The following is an 18,908-nucleotide window of genomic DNA, read 5'->3' as shown; positions in this document are numbered from 1 at the left end:
AGATGGTCGTTCAAAATTTCACCAGTCCCGGTATGATCGCGCGCCCTGATGCATGCTGGTAAACCGTGATGATGAAGCCCAACCTGATCGCCGCCGCGGAGATCGACCGACTCGATACCTGGGCCAAGTACTCCGCCCCGATGTGCGGTTCCTGCGTGTCGAGCTGCTGTACCCTGCCGGTGGAGGTCAAGATCAAGGACCTGATCCGGATTGGCATCGTCGATGAGTTCGAACTGGGCGACCCGCCAAAAAACATCGCCAAGCGCCTGCAAAAGGAAGGGATCGTCGAGCGCTACAACCAGAAGTCGGAAATCTTCACGTTGCAACGCATGAGCAACAACGACTGCCTGTATCTGGACCGCAAGAGCCGGTTGTGCACCATTTACGAGAAGCGCCCGGACACCTGCCGCAATCATCCACGGGTCGGGCCACGGCCGGGCTATTGCGCGTACAAGCCCAAGGAAGTGGAACGCGAGCGGAATCCGCGGACGTTGGATCGGTTTTGATCTATTGCTGATTCAGCAGCGCCTGAACCGTCGCCATCGCGAGCAAGCTCGCTCCCACAGTTGATTTTCAGCGGATACAGATTTTGTGTCCGACATAAATCCACTGTGGGAGCGAGCTTGCTCGCGATGGGGCCCTACAGGCGCCACATAAAATCCCAGGCACAAAAAAACGCCCCCGGTCTCGCAACCGGGGGCGTTTTTCATTCAGCCGAGGCTAAAGCAATCAGGCCTTGGCTTTCTTGGCGGCGCGGGTACGCTCGCTTTCGTCCAGGATCTTCTTGCGCAGGCGGATCGACTTCGGCGTCACTTCGCACAGCTCGTCGTCCTGGATGAATTCCAGGGCCTGTTCCAGGGTGAAGCGAACAGGTGGAACCAGGGCGATGGTTTCGTCTTTGCCCGAAGCGCGCATGTTGTCGAGCTTCTTGCCCTTGGTAGGGTTCACGCCCAGGTCGTTGTCACGGCTGTTCAGACCAACGATCTGGCCACCGTAGATTTCCTGGCCGTGTTCAACGAACAGCTTGCCACGCGCCTGGAGGGTTTCCAGGGAGTAGGTCAGTGCCTTGCCGGTTTCAACCGAAACCAGAACGCCGTTCTGGCGACCGGACATGTCGCCCGACTTCATCACGTCGTAACGGTCGAAGATCGAGGTCAGGATGCCAGCACCGTTGGTCAGGGTCAGGAACTGGTTACGGAAACCGATCAGACCGCGAGCAGGGATGTTGTATTCCAGGCGTACACGGCCCTTGCCATCCGGCACCATGTTGGTCAGGTCGCCCTTACGCAGGCCCATCTCTTCCATCACCTTGCCCTGGGATTCTTCCGGCAGGTCGATGGTGACGTTTTCGAACGGTTCGTGCTTCACGCCGTCAACCAGGCGGATGATCACTTCCGGACGACCTACAGCCATTTCGAAGCCTTCGCGACGCATGGTTTCGATCAGTACCGAGAGGTGCAGTTCGCCACGGCCGGAGACCTTGAACTTGTCAGCCGAGTCGCCTTCTTCAACGCGCAGTGCAACGTTGTACAGCAGCTCCTTGTCCAGACGCTCCTTGATGTTACGGGACGTCACGAACTTGCCTTCTTTACCGCAGAATGGCGAGTCGTTTACCTGGAAGGTCATGGAAACGGTTGGCTCGTCGACGGTCAACGGCTTCATCGCTTCAACGGTGTCCGGGTGGCACAGGGTGTCGGAGATGAACAGCGAGTCCAGGCCGCTGATGCAGACGATGTCGCCGGCAGCCGCTTCTTCGACGTCTACACGGTGCAGACCGTGGTGACCCATCAGCTTCAGGATACGACCGTTGCGACGCTTGCCATCGGCGCCGATAGCCACGACTGGAGTGTTCGGCTTGACGCGACCACGGGCGATACGGCCAACACCGATAACACCCAGGAAGCTGTTGTAGTCCAGTGCGGAGATTTGCATCTGGAACGGACCGTCACGGTCGACTTTCGGCGCAGGTACGTTGTCGACGATCGACTGGTACAGCGGGGTCATGTCTTCAGCCATGTCGGTGTGGTCCAGACCGGCAATACCGTTCAGGGCCGAGGCGTAGACGACTTTGAAGTCCAGCTGTTCTTCGGTGGCGCCCAGGTTGTCGAACAGGTCGAAGATCTGGTCCAGGACCCAGTCCGGACGCGCGCCTGGACGGTCAACCTTGTTGATGCACACGATCGGACGCAGGCCGGCTTCGAAGGCCTTCTTGGTCACGAAACGGGTTTGCGGCATAGGGCCGTCCTGGGCGTCGACCAGCAGCAGCACGGAGTCGACCATCGACATCACGCGCTCTACTTCACCACCGAAGTCGGCGTGGCCCGGGGTGTCCACGATGTTGATGTGGTAGCCGTTCCAGTTGATGGCGGTGTTTTTCGCCAGGATGGTAATACCGCGCTCTTTTTCCTGGTCGTTGGAGTCCATCACGCGCTCGTCGTTGAGCTCGTTGCGCTCCAGGGTGCCGGATTGACGCAAGAGTTTGTCTACCAGGGTGGTCTTACCATGGTCAACGTGAGCAATGATGGCGATGTTGCGTAGATTTTCGATCACTTGTGTATCTCGATCAGAGGATTCGGTGTGCTGACAGGTCGTGGCAGCGATTTACAGTAGAGTCCGACAGTTACAGCGTGTCGGCGGCGTCGGGGGGCCGGTGACGCAGGCCACAGGCAAACAGCCCCGGGCACTTAGCTCGGTCGATAAACGCGCACATTGGCATGCCCCTCACTGAGCAAATGGTGGGCATGCAGGCGACTCATCACGCCTTTGTCGCAATACAGCAGGTACTGGCGAGTAGGGTCCAGTTCCTTGAAACGCGCGTTCACTGCATAGAACGGCATCGTTTGTACCTCGACGCCGGCGACGCTCAGCGGGTCGTCTTCAGCATCGTCCGGATGACGGATGTCGATGATGATCTGACCGGCCAGCGCTTCGCCGACTTCTTCAATCTGGATGTCCTGGCCCAATTCGTCGATGACCCGATCGATCGGTACCAGCCTGGCGTTCTCGATCGCGCGTTCGAGTACCGCCATGTCGAATTCTTTCTCTTCGTGTTCCACGCGACCGCGCTTGGCCGCCGTCTTCGGATTGACCGAGATGACCCCGCAATACTCCGGCATGTGCCGGGCAAAATCGACGGTGCCGATCTCGTTGGCCGTGTCGATGATGTCCTGCTTGTGGCTGGCGATCAGCGGACGCAGCACGAGTTTCTCGGTCACGCAGTCGATCACCGACAGGTTCGGCAACGTCTGGCTCGATACCTGGGAAATCGCCTCGCCGGTCACCAGCGCGTCGATGTGCAGGCGGTCGGCGATGCTCGTCGCGGCACGCAACATCATACGCTTCAAAATGACGCCCATATGACTGTTATCGACTTTGCCGAGAATCTCGCCCAGGACTTCTTCGAACGGCACGCTCACAAATAACACGCGTTGGGAGCTGCCGTACTTCTTCCAGATGAAGTGCGCCACTTCCATTACGCCCAATTCGTGGGCGCGCCCGCCGAGATTGAAGAAGCAGAAATGGCTCATCAGGCCGCGACGCATGATCTGGTAGGCGGCGACGGTGGAGTCGAAACCACCGGACATCAACACCAGCGTCTGCTCCAACGAGCCCAGCGGGTATCCACCGATGCTGTCGTGCTGGCTGTGGATCACGAACAACCGCTGGTCGCGAATCTCGATGCGCACTTCAATTTCAGGATCCTTCAAGGAGATCCCGGCGGCGCCGCACTGCCGGCGCAACTGGCTGCCGACATAACGTTCCACGTCCATCGAACTGAACGGGTGCTTGCCGGCGCGCTTGCAGCGTACCGAAAAGATCTTGCCGGCCAGCGCATCACCATAATGGAGCATGCATTTGGCGAGGATGTCGTCGAAGTCCCCCAGCGGGTATTCGTCGACCTGCAGGAAATGCGCGATGCCTGGCATGCAGCTCAGACGCTCGGTCATTTCCTTCAGCAGCTTGGGTTCGCTGACGCGGGTTTCCAGTTCGAGGTTGTCCCACACGCCATTCACCACCACGGCCGGGTCCAGGTCACGGAGCACGGCACGGATGTTCTTGGCCAACTGGCGGATGAAACGCATCCGTACCGGGCGGCTCTTGATGGTGATCTCGGGGAAGACTTTTACGATTAGTTTCATGAAAACAGCGCGCGAACGGCCAGCCGAAAAAGGGGGGCGCGGATTATAGCGGAAATTGCTCAAGGTTTAACCAGTTAATGTGCAGATGGTTTTGCATGCACCAAAACAGGTCATTATTGATTGACGGCGCCACATTGCAGTGCGTTATTGTCCGACAATCTTGGATTTACGCCTTTAAAAGCGTGGATTTGGTGCAAAAAACCCATGGTGGGGCACTGGCATGCAATTTGCTCCCTTGTGAGGCAGGTTGCCTTGGCAGAGTATTCGCGCCGGCATCACCCATATCTAAGGGCACTCCACTACCCGCCCGAAGCCACCCGGAGGACATATGTCGAAGTCGGTTCAACTCATCAAAGATCATGACGTCAAGTGGATTGATCTGCGCTTCACTGACACCAAAGGCACTCAACATCACGTGACCATGCCGGCCCGTGATGCACTGGACGACGAATTCTTCGAAATCGGCAAGATGTTCGACGGTTCCTCCATCTCCGGCTGGAAAGGCATCGAAGCCTCCGACATGATCCTGATGCCGGACGACAGCACTGCCGTCCTGGACCCGTTCACCGAAGAGCCGACCCTGATCCTGGTCTGCGACATCATCGAACCTTCGACCATGCAAGGCTATGACCGCGACCCACGCGCCATCGCCCACCGTGCCGAGGAATACCTGAAGTCCACCGGTATTGGCGACACCGCTTTCTTCGGTCCAGAGCCCGAATTCTTCATCTTCGACTCGGTCAAGTTCAAGTCCGACATCTCCGGCTCCATGTTCAAGATCTTCTCCGAACAAGGTTCGTGGATGTCCGACCAGGACGTGGAAGGCGGCAACAAAGGCCACCGTCCAGGCATCAAGGGTGGCTACTTCCCGGTTCCACCGTTCGACTTCGACCACGAAATCCGTACCTCCATGTGCAACGCACTGGAAGAAATGGGCCAGACCGTCGAAGTTCACCACCACGAAGTGGCGACTGCCGGCCAGAACGAAATCGGCGTGAAATTCAACACGCTGGTGAAGAAGGCTGACGAAGTACAGACCCTGAAGTACTGCGTACACAACGTTGCCGACGCCTACGGCCGCACCGCGACCTTCATGCCGAAGCCTCTGTACGGCGACAACGGTTCGGGCATGCACGTGCACATGTCGATCTCCAAGGACGGCAAGAACACCTTTGCTGGCGAAGGTTATGCCGGCCTGTCGGACACCGCCCTGTACTTCATCGGCGGCATCATCAAGCACGGCAAGGCCCTGAACGGCTTCACCAACCCGTCGACCAACTCCTACAAGCGTCTGGTGCCAGGCTTCGAAGCCCCGGTGATGCTGGCCTACTCGGCTCGCAACCGTTCCGCCTCGATCCGTATTCCTTACGTGAACAGCCCGAAAGCCCGCCGCATCGAAGCGCGCTTCCCGGATCCGGCTGCCAACCCTTACCTGGCCTTCGCTGCACTGATGATGGCTGGCCTGGACGGTATCCAGAACAAGATCCACCCTGGCGATGCCGCTGACAAGAACCTGTATGACCTGCCGCCTGAAGAGGCCAAGGAAATCCCACAGGTTTGTGGCAGCCTGAAAGAAGCCCTGGAAGAGCTGGACAAGGGCCGTGCGTTCCTGACCAAGGGCGGCGTATTCAGCGATGACTTCATCGACGCTTACATCGCACTGAAAAGCGAAGAAGAAATCAAGGTTCGCACCTTCGTACACCCACTGGAATACGAGCTGTACTACAGCTGCTGATCCAGTAAGCGCCGCCACGCACGGCGTGAGTTAAAGAGAGGCCTCCTTCGGGAGGCCTTTTTTATGGGCGCAGGTTACGTGCATGATGATGCGCCGCTTCCCTCACAAGACGAGATTGCCAATGACTTCCCGCTTGAAGATTTGCCTCGCCCTGTCTGCAGCACTGCTATGTTCCACAGCCGAGGCCAACAACGCCCCCGAAGCGCTGACCCCGCTGCTCAATGCCATCGGCGAACGCCTGCAGATCGCCGATCAAGTGGCGCTGAGCAAATGGGACAGCGGCAAACCCGTGGAAGACCGTCAGCGCGAACGTGAAGTCATTGCCGCCGCCGTAGCCCAGGCGCCGATCTACAAGCTGAGCGGTGAAACCGTGGAAACGTTTTTCGCCGCCCAGATAGAGGCCAACAAATTTATCCAATACGTCAACTTGTCCGACTGGGCCCTGGAGGGCAAGGCACCGGATCTGCCACGCCCGGACCTGGTGGGCGAGATCCGCCCCAAACTCGACCGCCTGCAAAAGCGCCTGCTGCAGCAACTGGCCGACTTCGCGCCCTACCGCACCGACCCGCAGTGTCCGCAATGGCTGGCCCGTGCCACTCACCACAACAAGCAGCACCCGATACACCGGCTGGCCCTGATCCGGGCAACCGCCGGGCTCTGTATCTCCCCGAAATCCTGAGCCACCTCCCTTCCCCTGTGGGAGCGGGCTTGCTCGCGAAAGCGGTGTGTCAGCTTGCATCAATATCGACTGCGCCGCCGCCTTCGCGAGCAAGCCCGCTCCCACAGAGGATGTAAGCAGCACAACAATTTGGGCCAGCCATCCACCCTGGCCTATGCTGCACCCATCACTTTTAGTTTTCGGTCGATTTTCCCATGGGTCGCAGTTTTTCAATCCTGCTCTTGTTGCTGCTGACGCTGCCCGCCGCCGCGCAGATCTACAAATACACCGACGCCGACGGCAACACCGCCTACAGCAACCAGCCGCCTGACGGGGTACCGGCTCAAGCCGTGGAATTACCACCGCTCAACAGCGTTGAAACCCAGGCCCCGATCAACCCCGACACACCCCCAACGCCAGAAAACACCAACGCGCCGCGCAAAGCCTACGAGCTGTTGGAGCTGACCGACATCCCCACCGAAGAGGCCCTGCGTGCCAACAACGGCACTTTCACCGTCAGCGTTAGGTCGCAACCACGCTTGCAGAGCCCACATCTGTTCAGGTTGCTGCTCGACGGCCAGCCTTACGGCCAGCCGAGCAACGTGCCGCGCCTGCAACTGGTGAATATCGATCGCGGCGAGCACAGTCTGGCGGTCCAGGTAATCGACGGGGAACGTCTCGTGCAGCAGAGCGAAACCGTCACCTTCACCGTGCAGCGAGTGCACCTGCCATGATTCGCCCGCTGGTCGCCCTTGGCCTGTTGCTGATCGCAATGCCTGGCCTGGCGCAGGTCTACACCTACATCGACGCCCAGGGCAATCGCGTCTTCACCGACCAGCCACGCCCCGGCAATGCCAGGAAAGTACAACTGCCGCCCGGTAATCGCATGCCGACACCCGCCGCCGGCATCAACTCGACAATGCCGGTCGAATCGCCACAACCCGAGCCCTTGTTCCGTTACGAGATGCTCCGACTGTTGATTCCCGAACCGGACGCCACGATACGCAGCACCGCCGGGGAGCTGATCGTCACCGCGACCAGCGAACCCGGCCTGCAAAGAGGCCACCGCTACCGTCTGCTGCTGGACGGCAAGCCCACCGCAGAGCCAGGGCCCAGTCCGGTATTTGCCTTGAAAAACATCGACCGGGGCACCCACCATCTGGCAGTGGAAATCCTGGATGAGCAAGGCCGTATCGTCGAACGCACCGCCAACCAACCCTTCCACATGCAACGCATGTCCCTGGCGCAGAAGCGCCGCGTCAAGCCCTGCGCCATAGCCGACTATGGCCAGCGTCCCGAATGCCCCCTTGCTGAAAAACCCGAAGAAGAAAAACCCAGCATCCTGCCGTTCTTCTAAAGCCGCCCAGGGTCGCGCACTATATTGGTGCAATACGCTGCACGCTACCCAGTTTCAAATCCCATTTTGGTTCGAAAGTACCCGAAAAAGCTGGCAGAACGCCACGCAACTGGGCGAATAAAGGCCTTTTGAGGCTCTAAACGCTTCTTTTCGGAGCCTTGGTTTGGTTTTTGCATTTTGCTGGTATCAGCGCATTAACCGCGCGCGCGATTTGGGGGCCTGCCCTCGATCGCTACGCTTTAAAAGAGGTCCTGATGACCATTAGCGACGCACTACACCGCTTGCTGCTCGACAATCTCACCACCGCGACCATCCTGCTCGACGCCGAACTGCGCCTTGAGTACATGAACCCGGCGGCGGAGATGCTCCTGGCCGTCAGCGGCCAGCGCAGCCATGGGCAGTTCATCAGCGAACTGTTTACCGAGTCCGCCGAAGCGCTCAATTCCCTGCGCCAGGCCGTGGAACAGGCGCATCCGTTCACCAAGCGCGAAGCGATGCTGACCGCCCTGACCGGCCAGACGCTGACCGTCGACTACGCCGTAACGCCAATCCTGAACAACCACGCGACGCTGCTGTTGTTGGAAGTCCATCCCCGTGATCGCCTGCTGCGCATCACCAAGGAAGAGGCGCAGATCTCCAAGCAGGAAACCAGCAAGATGCTGGTGCGCGGCCTCGCCCACGAGATCAAGAATCCGCTCGGCGGCATTCGCGGCGCGGCACAGCTGCTTGCCCGGGAACTGCCGGAAGAGAGCCTCAAGGACTACACCAACGTCATCATCGAAGAAGCCGACCGCCTGCGAAACCTGGTGGACCGCATGCTCGGCTCGAACAAGCTGCCCTCGCTGGCGTTGTGCAACGTCCACGAAGTCTTGGAACGCGTCAGCAGCCTGGTCGAAGCCGAAAGCCAGGGCTGCATCACGTTGGTGCGCGACTATGACCCGAGCATTCCCGACGTCTTGATCGACCGCGAACAGATGATCCAGGCGGTGCTGAACATCGTGCGCAACGCCATGCAGGCCATCAGCAGCCAGAACGAGCTGCGCCTGGGTCGCATCAGCCTGCGCACCCGAGCCATGCGCCAGTTCACCATCGGCCATGTGCGCCATCGCCTGGTGACCAAGATCGAGATCATCGACAACGGCCCAGGCATTCCCCAGGAACTGCAGGAAACCATCTTCTTTCCCATGGTCAGCGGCCGCCCGGACGGTACCGGGCTGGGGCTGTCCATCACCCAGAACATCATCAGTCAGCATCAGGGCTTGATCGAATGTGAAAGCCACCCCGGCCACACCACTTTCTCGATCTTCCTGCCACTGGAACAAGGAGCCACATCGACATGAGCCGTAGTGAAACCGTGTGGATCGTCGATGACGACCGTTCTATCCGCTGGGTCCTGGAAAAAGCCTTGCAACAGGAAGGCATGACCACCCAGAGCTTCGACAGCGCCGACGGGGTGATGAGCCGCCTGGCCCGTCAGCAGCCGGACGTCATCATCTCCGACATCCGCATGCCCGGCGCCAGTGGCCTGGACCTGCTGGCGCGGATTCGCGAGCAGCACCCACGGCTGCCGGTGATCATCATGACCGCCCACTCCGACCTGGACAGCGCCGTCGCGTCCTACCAGGGCGGTGCGTTCGAATACTTGCCCAAGCCGTTCGATGTCGACGAAGCCGTGTCCCTGGTCAAGCGCGCCAACCAGCACGCCCAGGAACAACAAGGCCTGGAAGAAGTGCCGGCCCTGGCCCGCACGCCGGAAATCATCGGCGAAGCGCCGGCGATGCAGGAAGTGTTTCGCGCCATCGGCCGCCTGAGCCATTCCAATATCACCGTGTTGATCAACGGCGAGTCGGGCACTGGTAAGGAATTGGTTGCCCACGCCCTGCACCGCCACAGCCCGCGGGCGGCGTCGCCGTTTATTGCGTTGAACATGGCGGCGATCCCGAAGGACCTGATGGAATCCGAGCTGTTCGGCCATGAGAAAGGCGCGTTCACTGGTGCCGCCAACCTGCGACGCGGACGTTTCGAGCAAGCCGACGGTGGCACGCTGTTCCTCGATGAAATCGGCGACATGCCCGCTGACACCCAGACTCGCTTGCTGCGCGTACTGGCCGATGGCGAGTTCTATCGAGTAGGCGGGCATACACCGGTCAAGGTCGATGTACGGATCATCGCCGCGACCCACCAGAACCTGGAAACCCTGGTCCACGCCGGCAAGTTCCGGGAAGACTTGTTCCATCGCCTGAACGTGATCCGTATCCATATTCCGCGCCTGGCGGACCGTCGCGAAGACATCCCGACCCTCGCCCGGCACTTCCTCGGCCGCGCGGCCCAGGAACTGGCGGTCGAGCCCAAGCTGCTCAAGAACGAAACCGAGGAATACCTCAAGAACCTGCCATGGCCCGGCAACGTCCGTCAGTTGGAGAACACTTGCCGTTGGATCACGGTGATGGCGTCGGGTCGCGAAGTGCATATCAGCGACCTGCCACCGGAACTGTTGAGCCTGCCACAGGATTCGGCGCCGGTGACCAACTGGGAACAGGCCCTGCGCCAGTGGGCTGACCAGGCGCTGGCCCGCGGCCAATCGAGCCTTCTGGACAGCGCCGTGCCGAGCTTCGAACGCATCATGATCGAAACCGCTCTCAAGCACACCGCCGGCCGCCGCCGCGACGCCGCCGTGCTGCTGGGCTGGGGCCGCAATACCTTGACCCGCAAGATCAAGGAATTGGGGATGAAGGTTGATGGCGGGGATGATGACGAGGGGGATGAGGGCTGATCAGCCTTTGACCCTTCGCTGAATTTGAAGGCCCAATCGCGAGCAAGCTCGCTCCCACAAGGTTTTGCGGTGTTGCGACTATCACCGCCGTCCTGTGGGAGCGAGCTTGCTCCGGGCGGCGATCCGACGATGCTTTTAAAAGCTTCGTGCACCGCATCAATGCACTACGAACCGCAATTGCACATGCACCTCCAGCCAAAACCAATCGACCCAGTTCGAAAAAAACCGCACAAACAAAAGCAAAAGCCCCGGATTACGGGGCTTTGCGCATCTACAACAATGTTTTTGTGACAAGCCGTTTAAAACTGGCACGCCCCCTGCAATAGCTAGATCACTACCCAGTTTTGGGGACCTTGGTACAGGCAGGCCGGGGATTCCCCTCTTTTATACCGGGCTCATCTAGCCCACTGTTTTGGGGGCCTTGATACAGGCAGGTCAAGGTTTCCCTTCTTTACACCCAGGGCCCTGCGCCGAGCGCGAGCCCTCCCGTTTTGGGGACCTTGGTACAGGCAGGCCGGGGATTCCCTCTTTTATTGCTCCTGGAGACGGATCTCCAGCCGCCAGCGGTCATCGACTTCGCTGCCGGCCCACTCCCCTCGCAACGAACGCGCCGCCACCAGCGTCAGCAACAAGCCCTTGTCACTCAACCGCACCCGCCAATTCACGTCCTTGCCGTTGAGCTTGAGCTGGCCCTTCTGCGGTGACCCCTCTGCGTCGAACAACAGCGCCACCGAGCCGTCGATGATTTCCCCGTGCAACTTGGGTTCGTTGTTGAACCAGGCTACCAGCCCGCCGTTGGTGACCTCGACCTGCTGCAGCACGCTCGGCTCGGGTGTGGTCAGGCGGCCGATCATCAACCCGATCATCATGCCGAAAATCGCCAACGAGCCCATCACCCGAGGCATTAGCTTCGAACGTCGATCAGTTTGCGGCGTAGAATGCCGCTCATCTTCATCTGCGGAGCCGTGCATGTTTCACGTCATCCTTTTTCAACCGGAAATCCCGCCGAATACCGGCAACGTCATCAGGCTGTGCGCCAACAGTGGCTGCCACCTGCATTTGATCGAACCGCTGGGCTTCGACATGGACGACAAGCGCCTGCGCCGCGCCGGCCTCGACTATCACGAGTATGCCACTTTGCAGCGGCACGCCGACCTGGCCAGTTGCCTGGAGAGCCTGGGGCATCCACGCCTGTTCGCTTTCACTACCAAGGGCTCGCGGCCGTTCCATGACGCCAGCTTCGTCGCCGGTGATGCGTTCCTGTTCGGCCCCGAGAGCCGCGGCCTGCCAGCCGAAGTGCTCGACGCCCTGCCGGCGGAGCAACGCTTGCGCCTGCCGATGCGCGAAGGCTGTCGCAGCCTGAACCTGTCCAACACCGTGGCGGTAGCGGTTTACGAGGCGTGGCGGCAGAACGGCTTTCAATAACACCGCATAACAAATGTGGGAGCGGGCTTGCTCGCGAAGACGGAGTGTCAGTTGGCATCAATGTCACTGACCCATAGCCTTCGCGAGCAAGCCCGCTCCCACATTGGACTTGCGTCGACCGTTTACTGAACGGTCGCGCCGCCTTCCTCTTGCATGCGCTGCAGCTCTTGCGCGTACAGGGCATCGAAGTTCACCGGGGCCAGCATCAGGGCCGGGAACGAACCGCGGGTCACCAGGCTGTCCAGGGTTTCGCGAGCGTACGGGAACAGGATGTTGGGGCAGAACGCGCCCAGGGTGTGGCTCATCGAAGCGGCATCGAGGTTCTTGATCAGGAAGATCCCGGCCTGTTGCACTTCGGCGATAAAAGCCACTTCGTCACCGTTTTTCACGGTAACCGACAGGGTCAGCACCACTTCGTGGAAATCGTCTTCCAGGGCTTTCTGACGGGTGTTCAGGTCCAGGCCTACGCTCGGCTCCCACTGCTGGCGAAAGATCGCCGGGCTTTTCGGGGCCTCGAAGGACAGGTCGCGGACATAAATGCGCTGCAAGGAGAATTGCGGTGCGGCTTCTTCTTCAGTGGCAGCAGTGTTCTGTTGGTCAGTCATCGCAGATCCTTCTTACTTCAGTTCTGTTGATAGGAATTCAGGCCTTGAGCAGCGCGTCGAGCTTGCCGGCGCGCTCCAGGGCGTACAGATCATCGCAACCGCCCACGTGGGTGTCGCCGATCCAGATCTGCGGCACGGAGGTACGCCGGGCCTTCTGGGTCATTTCGGCGCGCAGTTGCGGCTTGCCGTCGACCTTGATCTCTTCGAAAGCCACGCCTTTGCTCTGGAGCAAGTGCTTGGCTCGGGAGCAATAGGGGCAGTAATCGCTGGAGTAGACAACTACGTGGGGCATTCACTTCACCAGGGGCAGATTGTCGGCTTTCCAGCTCGCAACGCCACCGGACAGTTTGGCGGCAGTGAAGCCGGACTTCATCAGTTCGCGGGCAAGGGTACCGGCCTGCTGGCCTTGGGCGTCCACCAGGATCAGCGTCTTGGCCTTGTGCTTTTCCAGTTCGCCAACGCGCGCGATCAGTTTGTCCTGCGGAATGTTCAGCGCGCCGACAATGTGACCGGCGGCGTATTCCTTGCTCGGGCGGATATCGACCACCACGCCGGCATCCTTGTTGACCAGCGCGGTCAGCTCGCCAGTGCTCAGGCTGCGTCCGCCGCCCTGCATCGTATGGGCCAACAGCAACGCCAACAGTACGACGAAGATACCGACGAGAATGTAGTGGTTAGTGGCAAATTGAATCAGGTGAGCAACCATCGAAGGAGGTTCCAGGGCGTTAAAATGTCGGCCAGTATACACAGCACACAAGGCCGGCCAAACCCCGCCCGGCGGTGACGGCACCGGAACTTACCTTTAAACTGCCCGTCCCTTTTCCATCGTCTTCTTTCAACCAGCCACGAGTGGATTCCATGACTACCACGCCTAAACCTTTGGTCCTGATGATTCTGGACGGCTTCGGTCACAGTGACAGCCACGAATCCAACGCCGTATACGCGGCCAGCAAGCCTGTACTGGATCGCCTGTGGGCCACCGTGCCGAACGGCTTGATCTCCGGCAGCGGCATGGATGTAGGCCTGCCCGACGGGCAGATGGGCAACTCCGAAGTCGGCCACATGAACCTTGGCGCGGGCCGCGTGGTGTATCAGGATTTCACCCGGGTGACCAAGTCGATCCGCGATGGCGAATTCTTCGAGAACCCGACCATCTGCGCCGCGGTGGATAAAGCCGTGGCCGCCGGCAAGGCCGTGCATTTCATGGGCCTGCTGTCCGATGGCGGTGTGCACAGCCACCAGGATCACCTGGTCGCCATGGCCGAATTGGCCGCCAAGCGCGGCGCCCAAAACATCTACCTGCACGCCTTCCTCGACGGTCGCGACACGCCGCCGAAGAGCGCCGAGTCGTCGATCACGTTGCTGGACGACACCTTCAAGGCGCTGGGCAAGGGCCGGATTGCCAGCCTGATCGGCCGCTACTTCGCCATGGACCGTGACAATCGCTGGGACCGCGTCGCCCAGGCCTACAACCTGATCGTCGACGGCAATGCCGAATTCCACGCCGCCACCGCCCAAGAAGGCCTGCAAGCCGCCTATGAACGCGGCGAAAGCGACGAATTCGTCAAGGCCACCACTATCGGCGAGCCGGTAAAAGTCGAGGACGGCGACGCCGTGGTGTTCATGAACTTCCGCGCCGACCGAGCCCGCGAATTGACCCGTGTATTCGTCGAAGACGATTTCAAGGAGTTCGAGCGCGCCCGCCAGCCGAAACTGGCCGGTTTCGTGATGCTGACCCAATACGCCGCCAGCATTCCCGCGCCATCGGCCTTCGCCGCCGGCAGCCTGGAAAACGTGCTGGGCGATTACCTGGCGAAAAACGGCAAGACCCAGCTGCGCATCGCCGAAACCGAAAAGTACGCCCACGTGACATTCTTCTTCTCCGGCGGCCGTGAAGAACCCTTCCCAGGCGAAGAACGCATCCTGATCCCATCGCCGAAAGTCGCCACCTACGACCTACAGCCGGAAATGAGCGCGCCGGAAGTGACCGACCGCATCGTCGATGCCATCGAGAACCAGCGCTACGACGTGATCGTGGTGAACTACGCCAACGGCGACATGGTCGGCCACAGCGGCGTGTTCGACGCAGCGGTCAAGGCGGTGGAATGCCTGGACACTTGCGTGGGTCGCATCGTCGACGCCCTGGAGAAAGTCGGTGGCGAAGCCCTGATCACGGCGGACCATGGCAACGTCGAGCAGATGTCCGACGAGTCCACCGGCCAGGCCCACACCGCCCATACCACCGAGCCGGTGCCGTTCATCTATGTCGGCAAGCGCGATTTCAAGGTCCGTGACGGCGGCGTGCTGGCTGACGTGGCCCCGACCATGCTGATGTTGCTGGGCATGGAAAAGCCGGCGGAGATGACCGGGACCTCGATCCTGGTCTGACCAGGCGTCGCAGCATTGAGCAGGGCTTTTGTGGCGAGGGAGCTTGCTCCCGTCGCAGATGCTTCTGGCTTGATCTTGTCGAGGGGCTGCTTCGCAGCCCAGCGGGAGCAAGCTCCCTCGCCACAGCAAGCTCGCTCCCACAATGGTTTTTGGTGTTTTTTCGGCCAGTTATCACACAGCCCCAAATGGGCGTTTTTTTTGCAGCGTGGGGCGGGCATACTAGGCCGTCCCTTTCCCTGGTGTCGCCCGCCTCTATGCTTCGCGTCCTGATAGCCCTTGCCCTGACCTGCCTGCTCCAACCGGCCTTCGCCGACGAGCGCGCGCAAACCCAACAACAGTTGGAAGCCACGCGCCAGGACATTGCCGAGCTGAAAAAGCTGCTGAACAAGCTGCAGGAAGAAAAATCCAGCGTGCAGAAAGACCTGCGCGGCACCGAGACCGAGATGGGCAAGCTGGAAAAGCAGGTCGACGCCCTGCAGAAAGAACTGAAGAAAAGCGAATCCGAGCTGCAGCGACTCGATGGTGAGAAAAAAAAACTCCAGAGCGCGCGCACTGAACAGCAAAAGCTGATCGCCATCCAGGCTCGGGCGGCCTACCAGAACGGGCGCCAGGAATACCTCAAGCTGCTGCTCAACCAGCAGAACCCCGAGAAATTCGCCCGCACCCTCACTTATTACGACTACCTGAGCCAGGCCCGCCTGGAGCAGCTCAAGAACTTCAACGAAACCCTGCGCCAGCTGGCCAATGTCGAAAAAGACATCGAGTTGCAGCAAGCCCAGTTGCTGGTGCAGAAAAGCAGCCTCGACACCCAGCGCGAAGAACTCGAAAAGGTCCGCAAGGAGCGCCAGGTGGCCCTGGCCAAGCTCAACGATGACGTAAAGGCCCGAGACAGCAAGCTCAAGGCCCGCGAGCAAGACCAGGCCGAACTGGCCAATGTGTTGAAAACCATCGAAGAAACCCTGGCTCGCCAGGCCCGTGAGGCAGAAGAAGCGCGCCAGAAAGCGCTGATCGCCCAGCAGGAAGCCGAAAAAAAGCGGTTACGTGAAGCCCAGGCCGACGCGGACGCCGGCGACGCACCGCGCAAATCTGCAAAATCCAGCCCCGGCGCACTGGTTTCCAGTGACGGTGAAACCTTCGGCGGCGCTTTTGCTTCGGCCCGAGGCAAACTTCCATGGCCGGTCAATGGTCGATTACTTGCGCGCTTCGGTGAAACCCGCGGCGACGATACCCGCACCAAGTGGGACGGCGTGATGATCAGCGCCTCCGCCGGAAGCCAGGTGCATGCCGTACATGGCGGGCGTGTGGTGTTTGCCGATTGGCTGCGCGGCGCCGGCTTGCTGGTGATCCTCGATCACGGCAATGGATACCTGAGCCTTTACGGCCACAACCAGACCCTGCTCAAATCGGCGGGGGATGTGGTCAAGGCCGGCGAGTCCATCTCAACGGTCGGCAACAGTGGCGGGCAGGATACGCCAGCACTGTATTTCGCTATTCGCCAGCAGGGTCGCCCCAGTGACCCGGCCCAATGGTGTCGTGCGCAAGGATAAGCGCGCCCATCCAACTCAGGAGTTCGTTCGACATGCTGCATTTGTCCCGCCTCACCTCGCTGGCCCTGACGATCGCCCTCGTGATCGGCGCGCCCCTGGCTTTCGCCGCCGAGCCGGCCCCGTCGGCACCCGCCGCCACGGCCGCGACTACCAAGGCACCGTTGCCGCTGGACGAACTGCGCACCTTTGCCGAGGTCATGGACCGGATCAAAGCCGCGTACGTCGAACCGGTGGACGACAAGATGCTGCTGGAAAACGCCATCAAGGGCATGCTCAGCAACCTTGACCCGCACTCCGCCTACCTGGGGCCGGACGACTTTGCCGAGCTGCAGGAAAGCACCAGCGGCGAATTCGGCGGCCTGGGTATAGAGGTCGGCAGCGAAGACGGCTTCGTCAAAGTCGTCTCGCCCATCGACGACACCCCTGCTTCCAAGGCCGGCATCCAGGCCGGTGACTTCATCGTCAAGATCAACGGCCAACCGACACGCGGCCAGAGCATGACCGAAGCCGTGGACAAGATGCGCGGCAAGATCGGCCAGAAGATCACCCTGACCCTGGTACGCGACGGTGGCACGCCGTTCGACGTGACGCTCACGCGGGCGGTCATCCAGGTCAAGAGCGTGAAGAGCCAACTGCTGGAATCAGGCTACGGCTACATCCGCATCACCCAATTCCAGGTCAAGACCGGCGAAGAAGTCGCCAAGGCCCTGGCCAAGCTGCGCAAGGACAACGGCAAGAAACTCAACGGCCTGGTCCTGGACCTGCGCAACAACCCCGGCGGCGTGCTGCAATCAGCGGTGGAAGTGGTGGACCACTTCATCACCAAGGGCTTGATCGTCTACACCAAGGGTCGCATCGCCAATTCCGAACTGCGCTTCTCGGCCACCGGCAACGACCTGAGCGAAGCCGTGCCGTTGGTGGTGCTGATCAATGGCGGCAGCGCCTCGGCTTCGGAAATCGTCGCCGGCGCCCTGCAGGATCAGAAGCGCGGCGTGGTCATGGGCACCACCAGCTTCGGCAAGGGCTCGGTGCAGACCGTGTTGCCGCTGAACAACGACCGCGCCCTGAAGATCACCACCGCGCTGTACTTCACACCGAATGGCCGCTCCATCCAGGCCCAGGGCATCGTCCCAGACATCGAAGTGCGCAAGGCCAAGATCACCAGCGAGGCGGACAGCGAGTACTTCAAGGAAGCCGACCTGCAAGGTCACCTGGGCAATGGCAACGGCGGCGCCGACAAACCGACCGGTTCCGGTGCCAAGGCCAAGCCGATGCCGCAGGATGACGATTATCAGTTGGCACAGGCCTTGAGCCTGCTCAAAGGATTGAACATCACGTCCGGCCGCTGAGATGGGCCTGCGTTGCCTCTTCATCCTGCTGTGCCTGCTGGCGGGGGCCGTTGACGCGGCCCCCGCCACACCCTCCTCGCCGCACAAGGCTTACCTGAGCCTGATCATCGACGACCTGGGGCAAAACCTGCCTCGGGATCGCCAGGTCCTGGCCCTCCCCGGCCCGGTCACCGCCGCGATCATGCCTGACACGCCCCACGCCGCCGAATTCGCCCGCGAGGCCCATCGCGCCGGCAAGCTGGTCATGCTGCATATGCCCATGGACCCGGCCACCGGGCCGTTCGCCTGGCATCCGGATTTGCCCATCGAAGAACTGGGCAAGCGCCTCGACGCCGCGTTTGCCGCCGTACCCTACACCTCCGGCATCAACAACCACATGGGCAGCCGCATGACCGCCCAGCCCCAAGCCATGGCGTGGTTGATGGCGAATCTGCAGCAGCGGCACAAGTTTTTCGTCGACAGCCGCACCAGCGCCCAGACCGTCGCTGCCGCCGAAGCGCAGAAGATCGGCCTCGCCAGCGTGTCGCGGGATGTATTCCTCGATGACGAGCGCACCGAAGCCGCCATCGCCCATCAGCTCCAGACCGCCATCGACCTGGCCCGCCGGCAAGGCTCGGCCGTGATGATCGGCCACCCCTACCCGCAGACCCTGGCCGTGCTCGAACGCGAACTGCCCAAGCTCAAGGCCCAGGGCATCGAATGGATCGACATCAAGTCGATGATCAGCCTGCGCAGCAACCGGGCGATGGTTGGGCATGGGAAAGATGGGGTTTATCGGTAGCGACGAGCGCGTTGCCTTCATCGCGAGCAGGCTCGCTCCCACATCGAATCTGTGGCGGCCACCGCATCTGTGAATACCCTGGCAACTTTGTGGGAGCGAGCTTGAACTGGCCTAATAATTCCGGACACCTCTTAAGGGCGATATGATTTCG

General features: G+C 60.7%; 18 protein-coding genes. 12 read left to right on the top strand and 6 right to left on the bottom strand.

The window, feature by feature from the left end; translation table 11 throughout:
- Positions 1-68 precede the first annotated feature (68 nt).
- The gene (locus JMN22_RS05785) at positions 69-506 is read left to right on the top strand and encodes a YkgJ family cysteine cluster protein (protein WP_024778075.1); all 438 of its coding nucleotides are present in this window, start codon (positions 69-71) and stop codon (positions 504-506) included.
- 223 nt (positions 507-729) lie between these two features.
- On the opposite strand, the gene typA is transcribed toward JMN22_RS05785, so the two are convergent.
- A complete protein-coding gene (typA, locus tag JMN22_RS05780; protein ID WP_198797379.1) occupies positions 730-2,550 on the bottom strand; it encodes a translational GTPase TypA in 1,821 nt (606 codons plus the stop codon).
- A 134-nt stretch (positions 2,551-2,684) separates the two neighbouring features.
- The gene (gene thiI, locus JMN22_RS05775) at positions 2,685-4,139 is read right to left on the bottom strand and encodes a tRNA uracil 4-sulfurtransferase ThiI (RefSeq protein ID WP_198797378.1); all 1,455 of its coding nucleotides are present in this window, start codon (positions 4,137-4,139) and stop codon (positions 2,685-2,687) included.
- A gap of 328 nt (positions 4,140-4,467) precedes the next feature.
- On the opposite strand from thiI, the gene glnA reads away from it, so the two are divergent.
- The 6 genes from glnA (at position 4,468) to ntrC (ending at position 10,662) form a co-directional block, all read left to right on the top strand.
- A complete protein-coding gene (gene glnA / locus JMN22_RS05770) occupies positions 4,468-5,874 on the top strand; it encodes a type I glutamate--ammonia ligase (RefSeq protein WP_030141463.1) in 1,407 nt (468 codons plus the stop codon).
- 121 nt (positions 5,875-5,995) lie between these two features.
- Positions 5,996-6,553, top strand: coding sequence for a chorismate mutase (locus tag JMN22_RS05765; protein WP_198797377.1), 558 nt, complete (start codon positions 5,996-5,998; stop codon positions 6,551-6,553).
- Positions 6,554-6,747: 194 nt separating this feature from the next.
- Complete coding sequence (locus JMN22_RS05760) at positions 6,748-7,266, top strand: DUF4124 domain-containing protein (RefSeq protein WP_198797376.1); 519 nt, start codon at positions 6,748-6,750, stop codon at positions 7,264-7,266.
- Entirely contained in the window at positions 7,263-7,889 is a 627-nt protein-coding gene (locus tag JMN22_RS05755) for a DUF4124 domain-containing protein (protein ID WP_198797375.1), read from the top strand. Before JMN22_RS05760 ends, JMN22_RS05755 begins: the two co-directional genes overlap by 4 nt.
- A 254-nt stretch (positions 7,890-8,143) precedes the next feature.
- Positions 8,144-9,229 carry a nitrogen regulation protein NR(II) gene (gene glnL, locus JMN22_RS05750; protein WP_030141467.1) on the top strand — a complete coding sequence of 362 codons (1,086 nt, stop codon included), beginning with the start codon at positions 8,144-8,146 and terminating at the stop codon, positions 9,227-9,229.
- Entirely contained in the window at positions 9,226-10,662 is a 1,437-nt protein-coding gene (gene ntrC / locus JMN22_RS05745; RefSeq protein ID WP_030141468.1) for a nitrogen regulation protein NR(I), read from the top strand. The genes glnL and ntrC overlap by 4 nt, the downstream gene beginning before the upstream one ends.
- Before the next feature lie 530 nt (positions 10,663-11,192).
- Here ntrC and JMN22_RS05740 read toward each other — a convergent pair.
- A complete protein-coding gene (locus JMN22_RS05740) occupies positions 11,193-11,633 on the bottom strand; it encodes a hypothetical protein (RefSeq protein WP_030141469.1) in 441 nt (146 codons plus the stop codon).
- Between JMN22_RS05740 and trmL the strand changes: the two genes are divergently transcribed.
- Positions 11,632-12,087, top strand: coding sequence for a tRNA (uridine(34)/cytosine(34)/5-carboxymethylaminomethyluridine(34)-2'-O)-methyltransferase TrmL (gene trmL, locus JMN22_RS05735; protein ID WP_030141470.1), 456 nt, complete (start codon positions 11,632-11,634; stop codon positions 12,085-12,087). The genes JMN22_RS05740 and trmL overlap by 2 nt on opposite strands.
- Before the next feature lie 122 nt (positions 12,088-12,209).
- Here the strand turns inward: trmL and secB are convergent, their stop codons facing one another.
- The 3 genes from secB to JMN22_RS05720 are packed head-to-tail and all read right to left on the bottom strand — an operon-like array spanning position 12,210 to position 13,398.
- Positions 12,210-12,692, bottom strand: a complete 483-nt coding sequence (secB, locus tag JMN22_RS05730) for a protein-export chaperone SecB (protein WP_030141471.1) — start codon at positions 12,690-12,692, stop codon at positions 12,210-12,212.
- A 37-nt stretch (positions 12,693-12,729) separates the two neighbouring features.
- Positions 12,730-12,984 (bottom strand): glutaredoxin 3, encoded by a 255-nt coding sequence (gene grxC / locus JMN22_RS05725; RefSeq protein WP_030141472.1) that lies wholly within the window; start codon positions 12,982-12,984, stop codon positions 12,730-12,732.
- Positions 12,985-13,398 carry a rhodanese-like domain-containing protein gene (locus JMN22_RS05720; protein ID WP_030141473.1) on the bottom strand — a complete coding sequence of 138 codons (414 nt, stop codon included), beginning with the start codon at positions 13,396-13,398 and terminating at the stop codon, positions 12,985-12,987. It abuts the gene before it with no gap.
- Positions 13,399-13,550: 152 nt separating this feature from the next.
- Here JMN22_RS05720 and gpmI point away from each other — a divergent pair, with 152 nt between their 5' ends.
- From gpmI to JMN22_RS05700, 4 genes are all read left to right on the top strand, one after another.
- The gene (gpmI, locus tag JMN22_RS05715; protein WP_198797374.1) at positions 13,551-15,080 is read left to right on the top strand and encodes a 2,3-bisphosphoglycerate-independent phosphoglycerate mutase; all 1,530 of its coding nucleotides are present in this window, start codon (positions 13,551-13,553) and stop codon (positions 15,078-15,080) included.
- Positions 15,081-15,334: 254 nt separating this feature from the next.
- The gene (locus JMN22_RS05710) at positions 15,335-16,627 is read left to right on the top strand and encodes a murein hydrolase activator EnvC family protein (protein WP_198797373.1); all 1,293 of its coding nucleotides are present in this window, start codon (positions 15,335-15,337) and stop codon (positions 16,625-16,627) included.
- Between the two features lie 32 nt (positions 16,628-16,659).
- Entirely contained in the window at positions 16,660-17,976 is a 1,317-nt protein-coding gene (locus JMN22_RS05705) for a S41 family peptidase (protein ID WP_198797372.1), read from the top strand.
- Position 17,977: 1 nt separating this feature from the next.
- Positions 17,978-18,757, top strand: a complete 780-nt coding sequence (locus tag JMN22_RS05700; RefSeq protein WP_198797371.1) for a divergent polysaccharide deacetylase family protein — start codon at positions 17,978-17,980, stop codon at positions 18,755-18,757.
- Positions 18,758-18,908: the final 151 nt, after the last annotated feature.

The organism is Pseudomonas sp. HB05, from assembly GCF_016756915.1.
Taxonomy (GTDB): Bacteria; Pseudomonadota; Gammaproteobacteria; order Pseudomonadales; family Pseudomonadaceae; genus Aquipseudomonas; species Aquipseudomonas alvandae.
This window is presented reverse-complemented; position numbering and strand designations above follow the sequence as displayed.

Coding starts and splice junctions, on each gene's coding strand:
- JMN22_RS05785 (WP_024778075.1), top strand. CDS start 69: ATGATGAAGCCCAACCTGATCGCCGCCGCGGAGATCGACCGACTCGAT.
- thiI (WP_198797378.1), bottom strand. CDS start 4,139: ATGAAACTAATCGTAAAAGTCTTCCCCGAGATCACCATCAAGAGCCGC.
- glnA (WP_030141463.1), top strand. CDS start 4,468: ATGTCGAAGTCGGTTCAACTCATCAAAGATCATGACGTCAAGTGGATT.
- JMN22_RS05765 (WP_198797377.1), top strand. CDS start 5,996: ATGACTTCCCGCTTGAAGATTTGCCTCGCCCTGTCTGCAGCACTGCTA.
- JMN22_RS05760 (WP_198797376.1), top strand. CDS start 6,748: ATGGGTCGCAGTTTTTCAATCCTGCTCTTGTTGCTGCTGACGCTGCCC.
- JMN22_RS05755 (WP_198797375.1), top strand. CDS start 7,263: ATGATTCGCCCGCTGGTCGCCCTTGGCCTGTTGCTGATCGCAATGCCT.
- glnL (WP_030141467.1), top strand. CDS start 8,144: ATGACCATTAGCGACGCACTACACCGCTTGCTGCTCGACAATCTCACC.
- ntrC (WP_030141468.1), top strand. CDS start 9,226: ATGAGCCGTAGTGAAACCGTGTGGATCGTCGATGACGACCGTTCTATC.
- trmL (WP_030141470.1), top strand. CDS start 11,632: ATGTTTCACGTCATCCTTTTTCAACCGGAAATCCCGCCGAATACCGGC.
- JMN22_RS05740 (WP_030141469.1), bottom strand. CDS start 11,633: ATGCACGGCTCCGCAGATGAAGATGAGCGGCATTCTACGCCGCAAACT.
- secB (WP_030141471.1), bottom strand. CDS start 12,692: ATGACTGACCAACAGAACACTGCTGCCACTGAAGAAGAAGCCGCACCG.
- grxC (WP_030141472.1), bottom strand. CDS start 12,984: ATGCCCCACGTAGTTGTCTACTCCAGCGATTACTGCCCCTATTGCTCC.
- JMN22_RS05720 (WP_030141473.1), bottom strand. CDS start 13,398: ATGGTTGCTCACCTGATTCAATTTGCCACTAACCACTACATTCTCGTC.
- gpmI (WP_198797374.1), top strand. CDS start 13,551: ATGACTACCACGCCTAAACCTTTGGTCCTGATGATTCTGGACGGCTTC.
- JMN22_RS05710 (WP_198797373.1), top strand. CDS start 15,335: ATGCTTCGCGTCCTGATAGCCCTTGCCCTGACCTGCCTGCTCCAACCG.
- JMN22_RS05705 (WP_198797372.1), top strand. CDS start 16,660: ATGCTGCATTTGTCCCGCCTCACCTCGCTGGCCCTGACGATCGCCCTC.
- JMN22_RS05700 (WP_198797371.1), top strand. CDS start 17,978: ATGGGCCTGCGTTGCCTCTTCATCCTGCTGTGCCTGCTGGCGGGGGCC.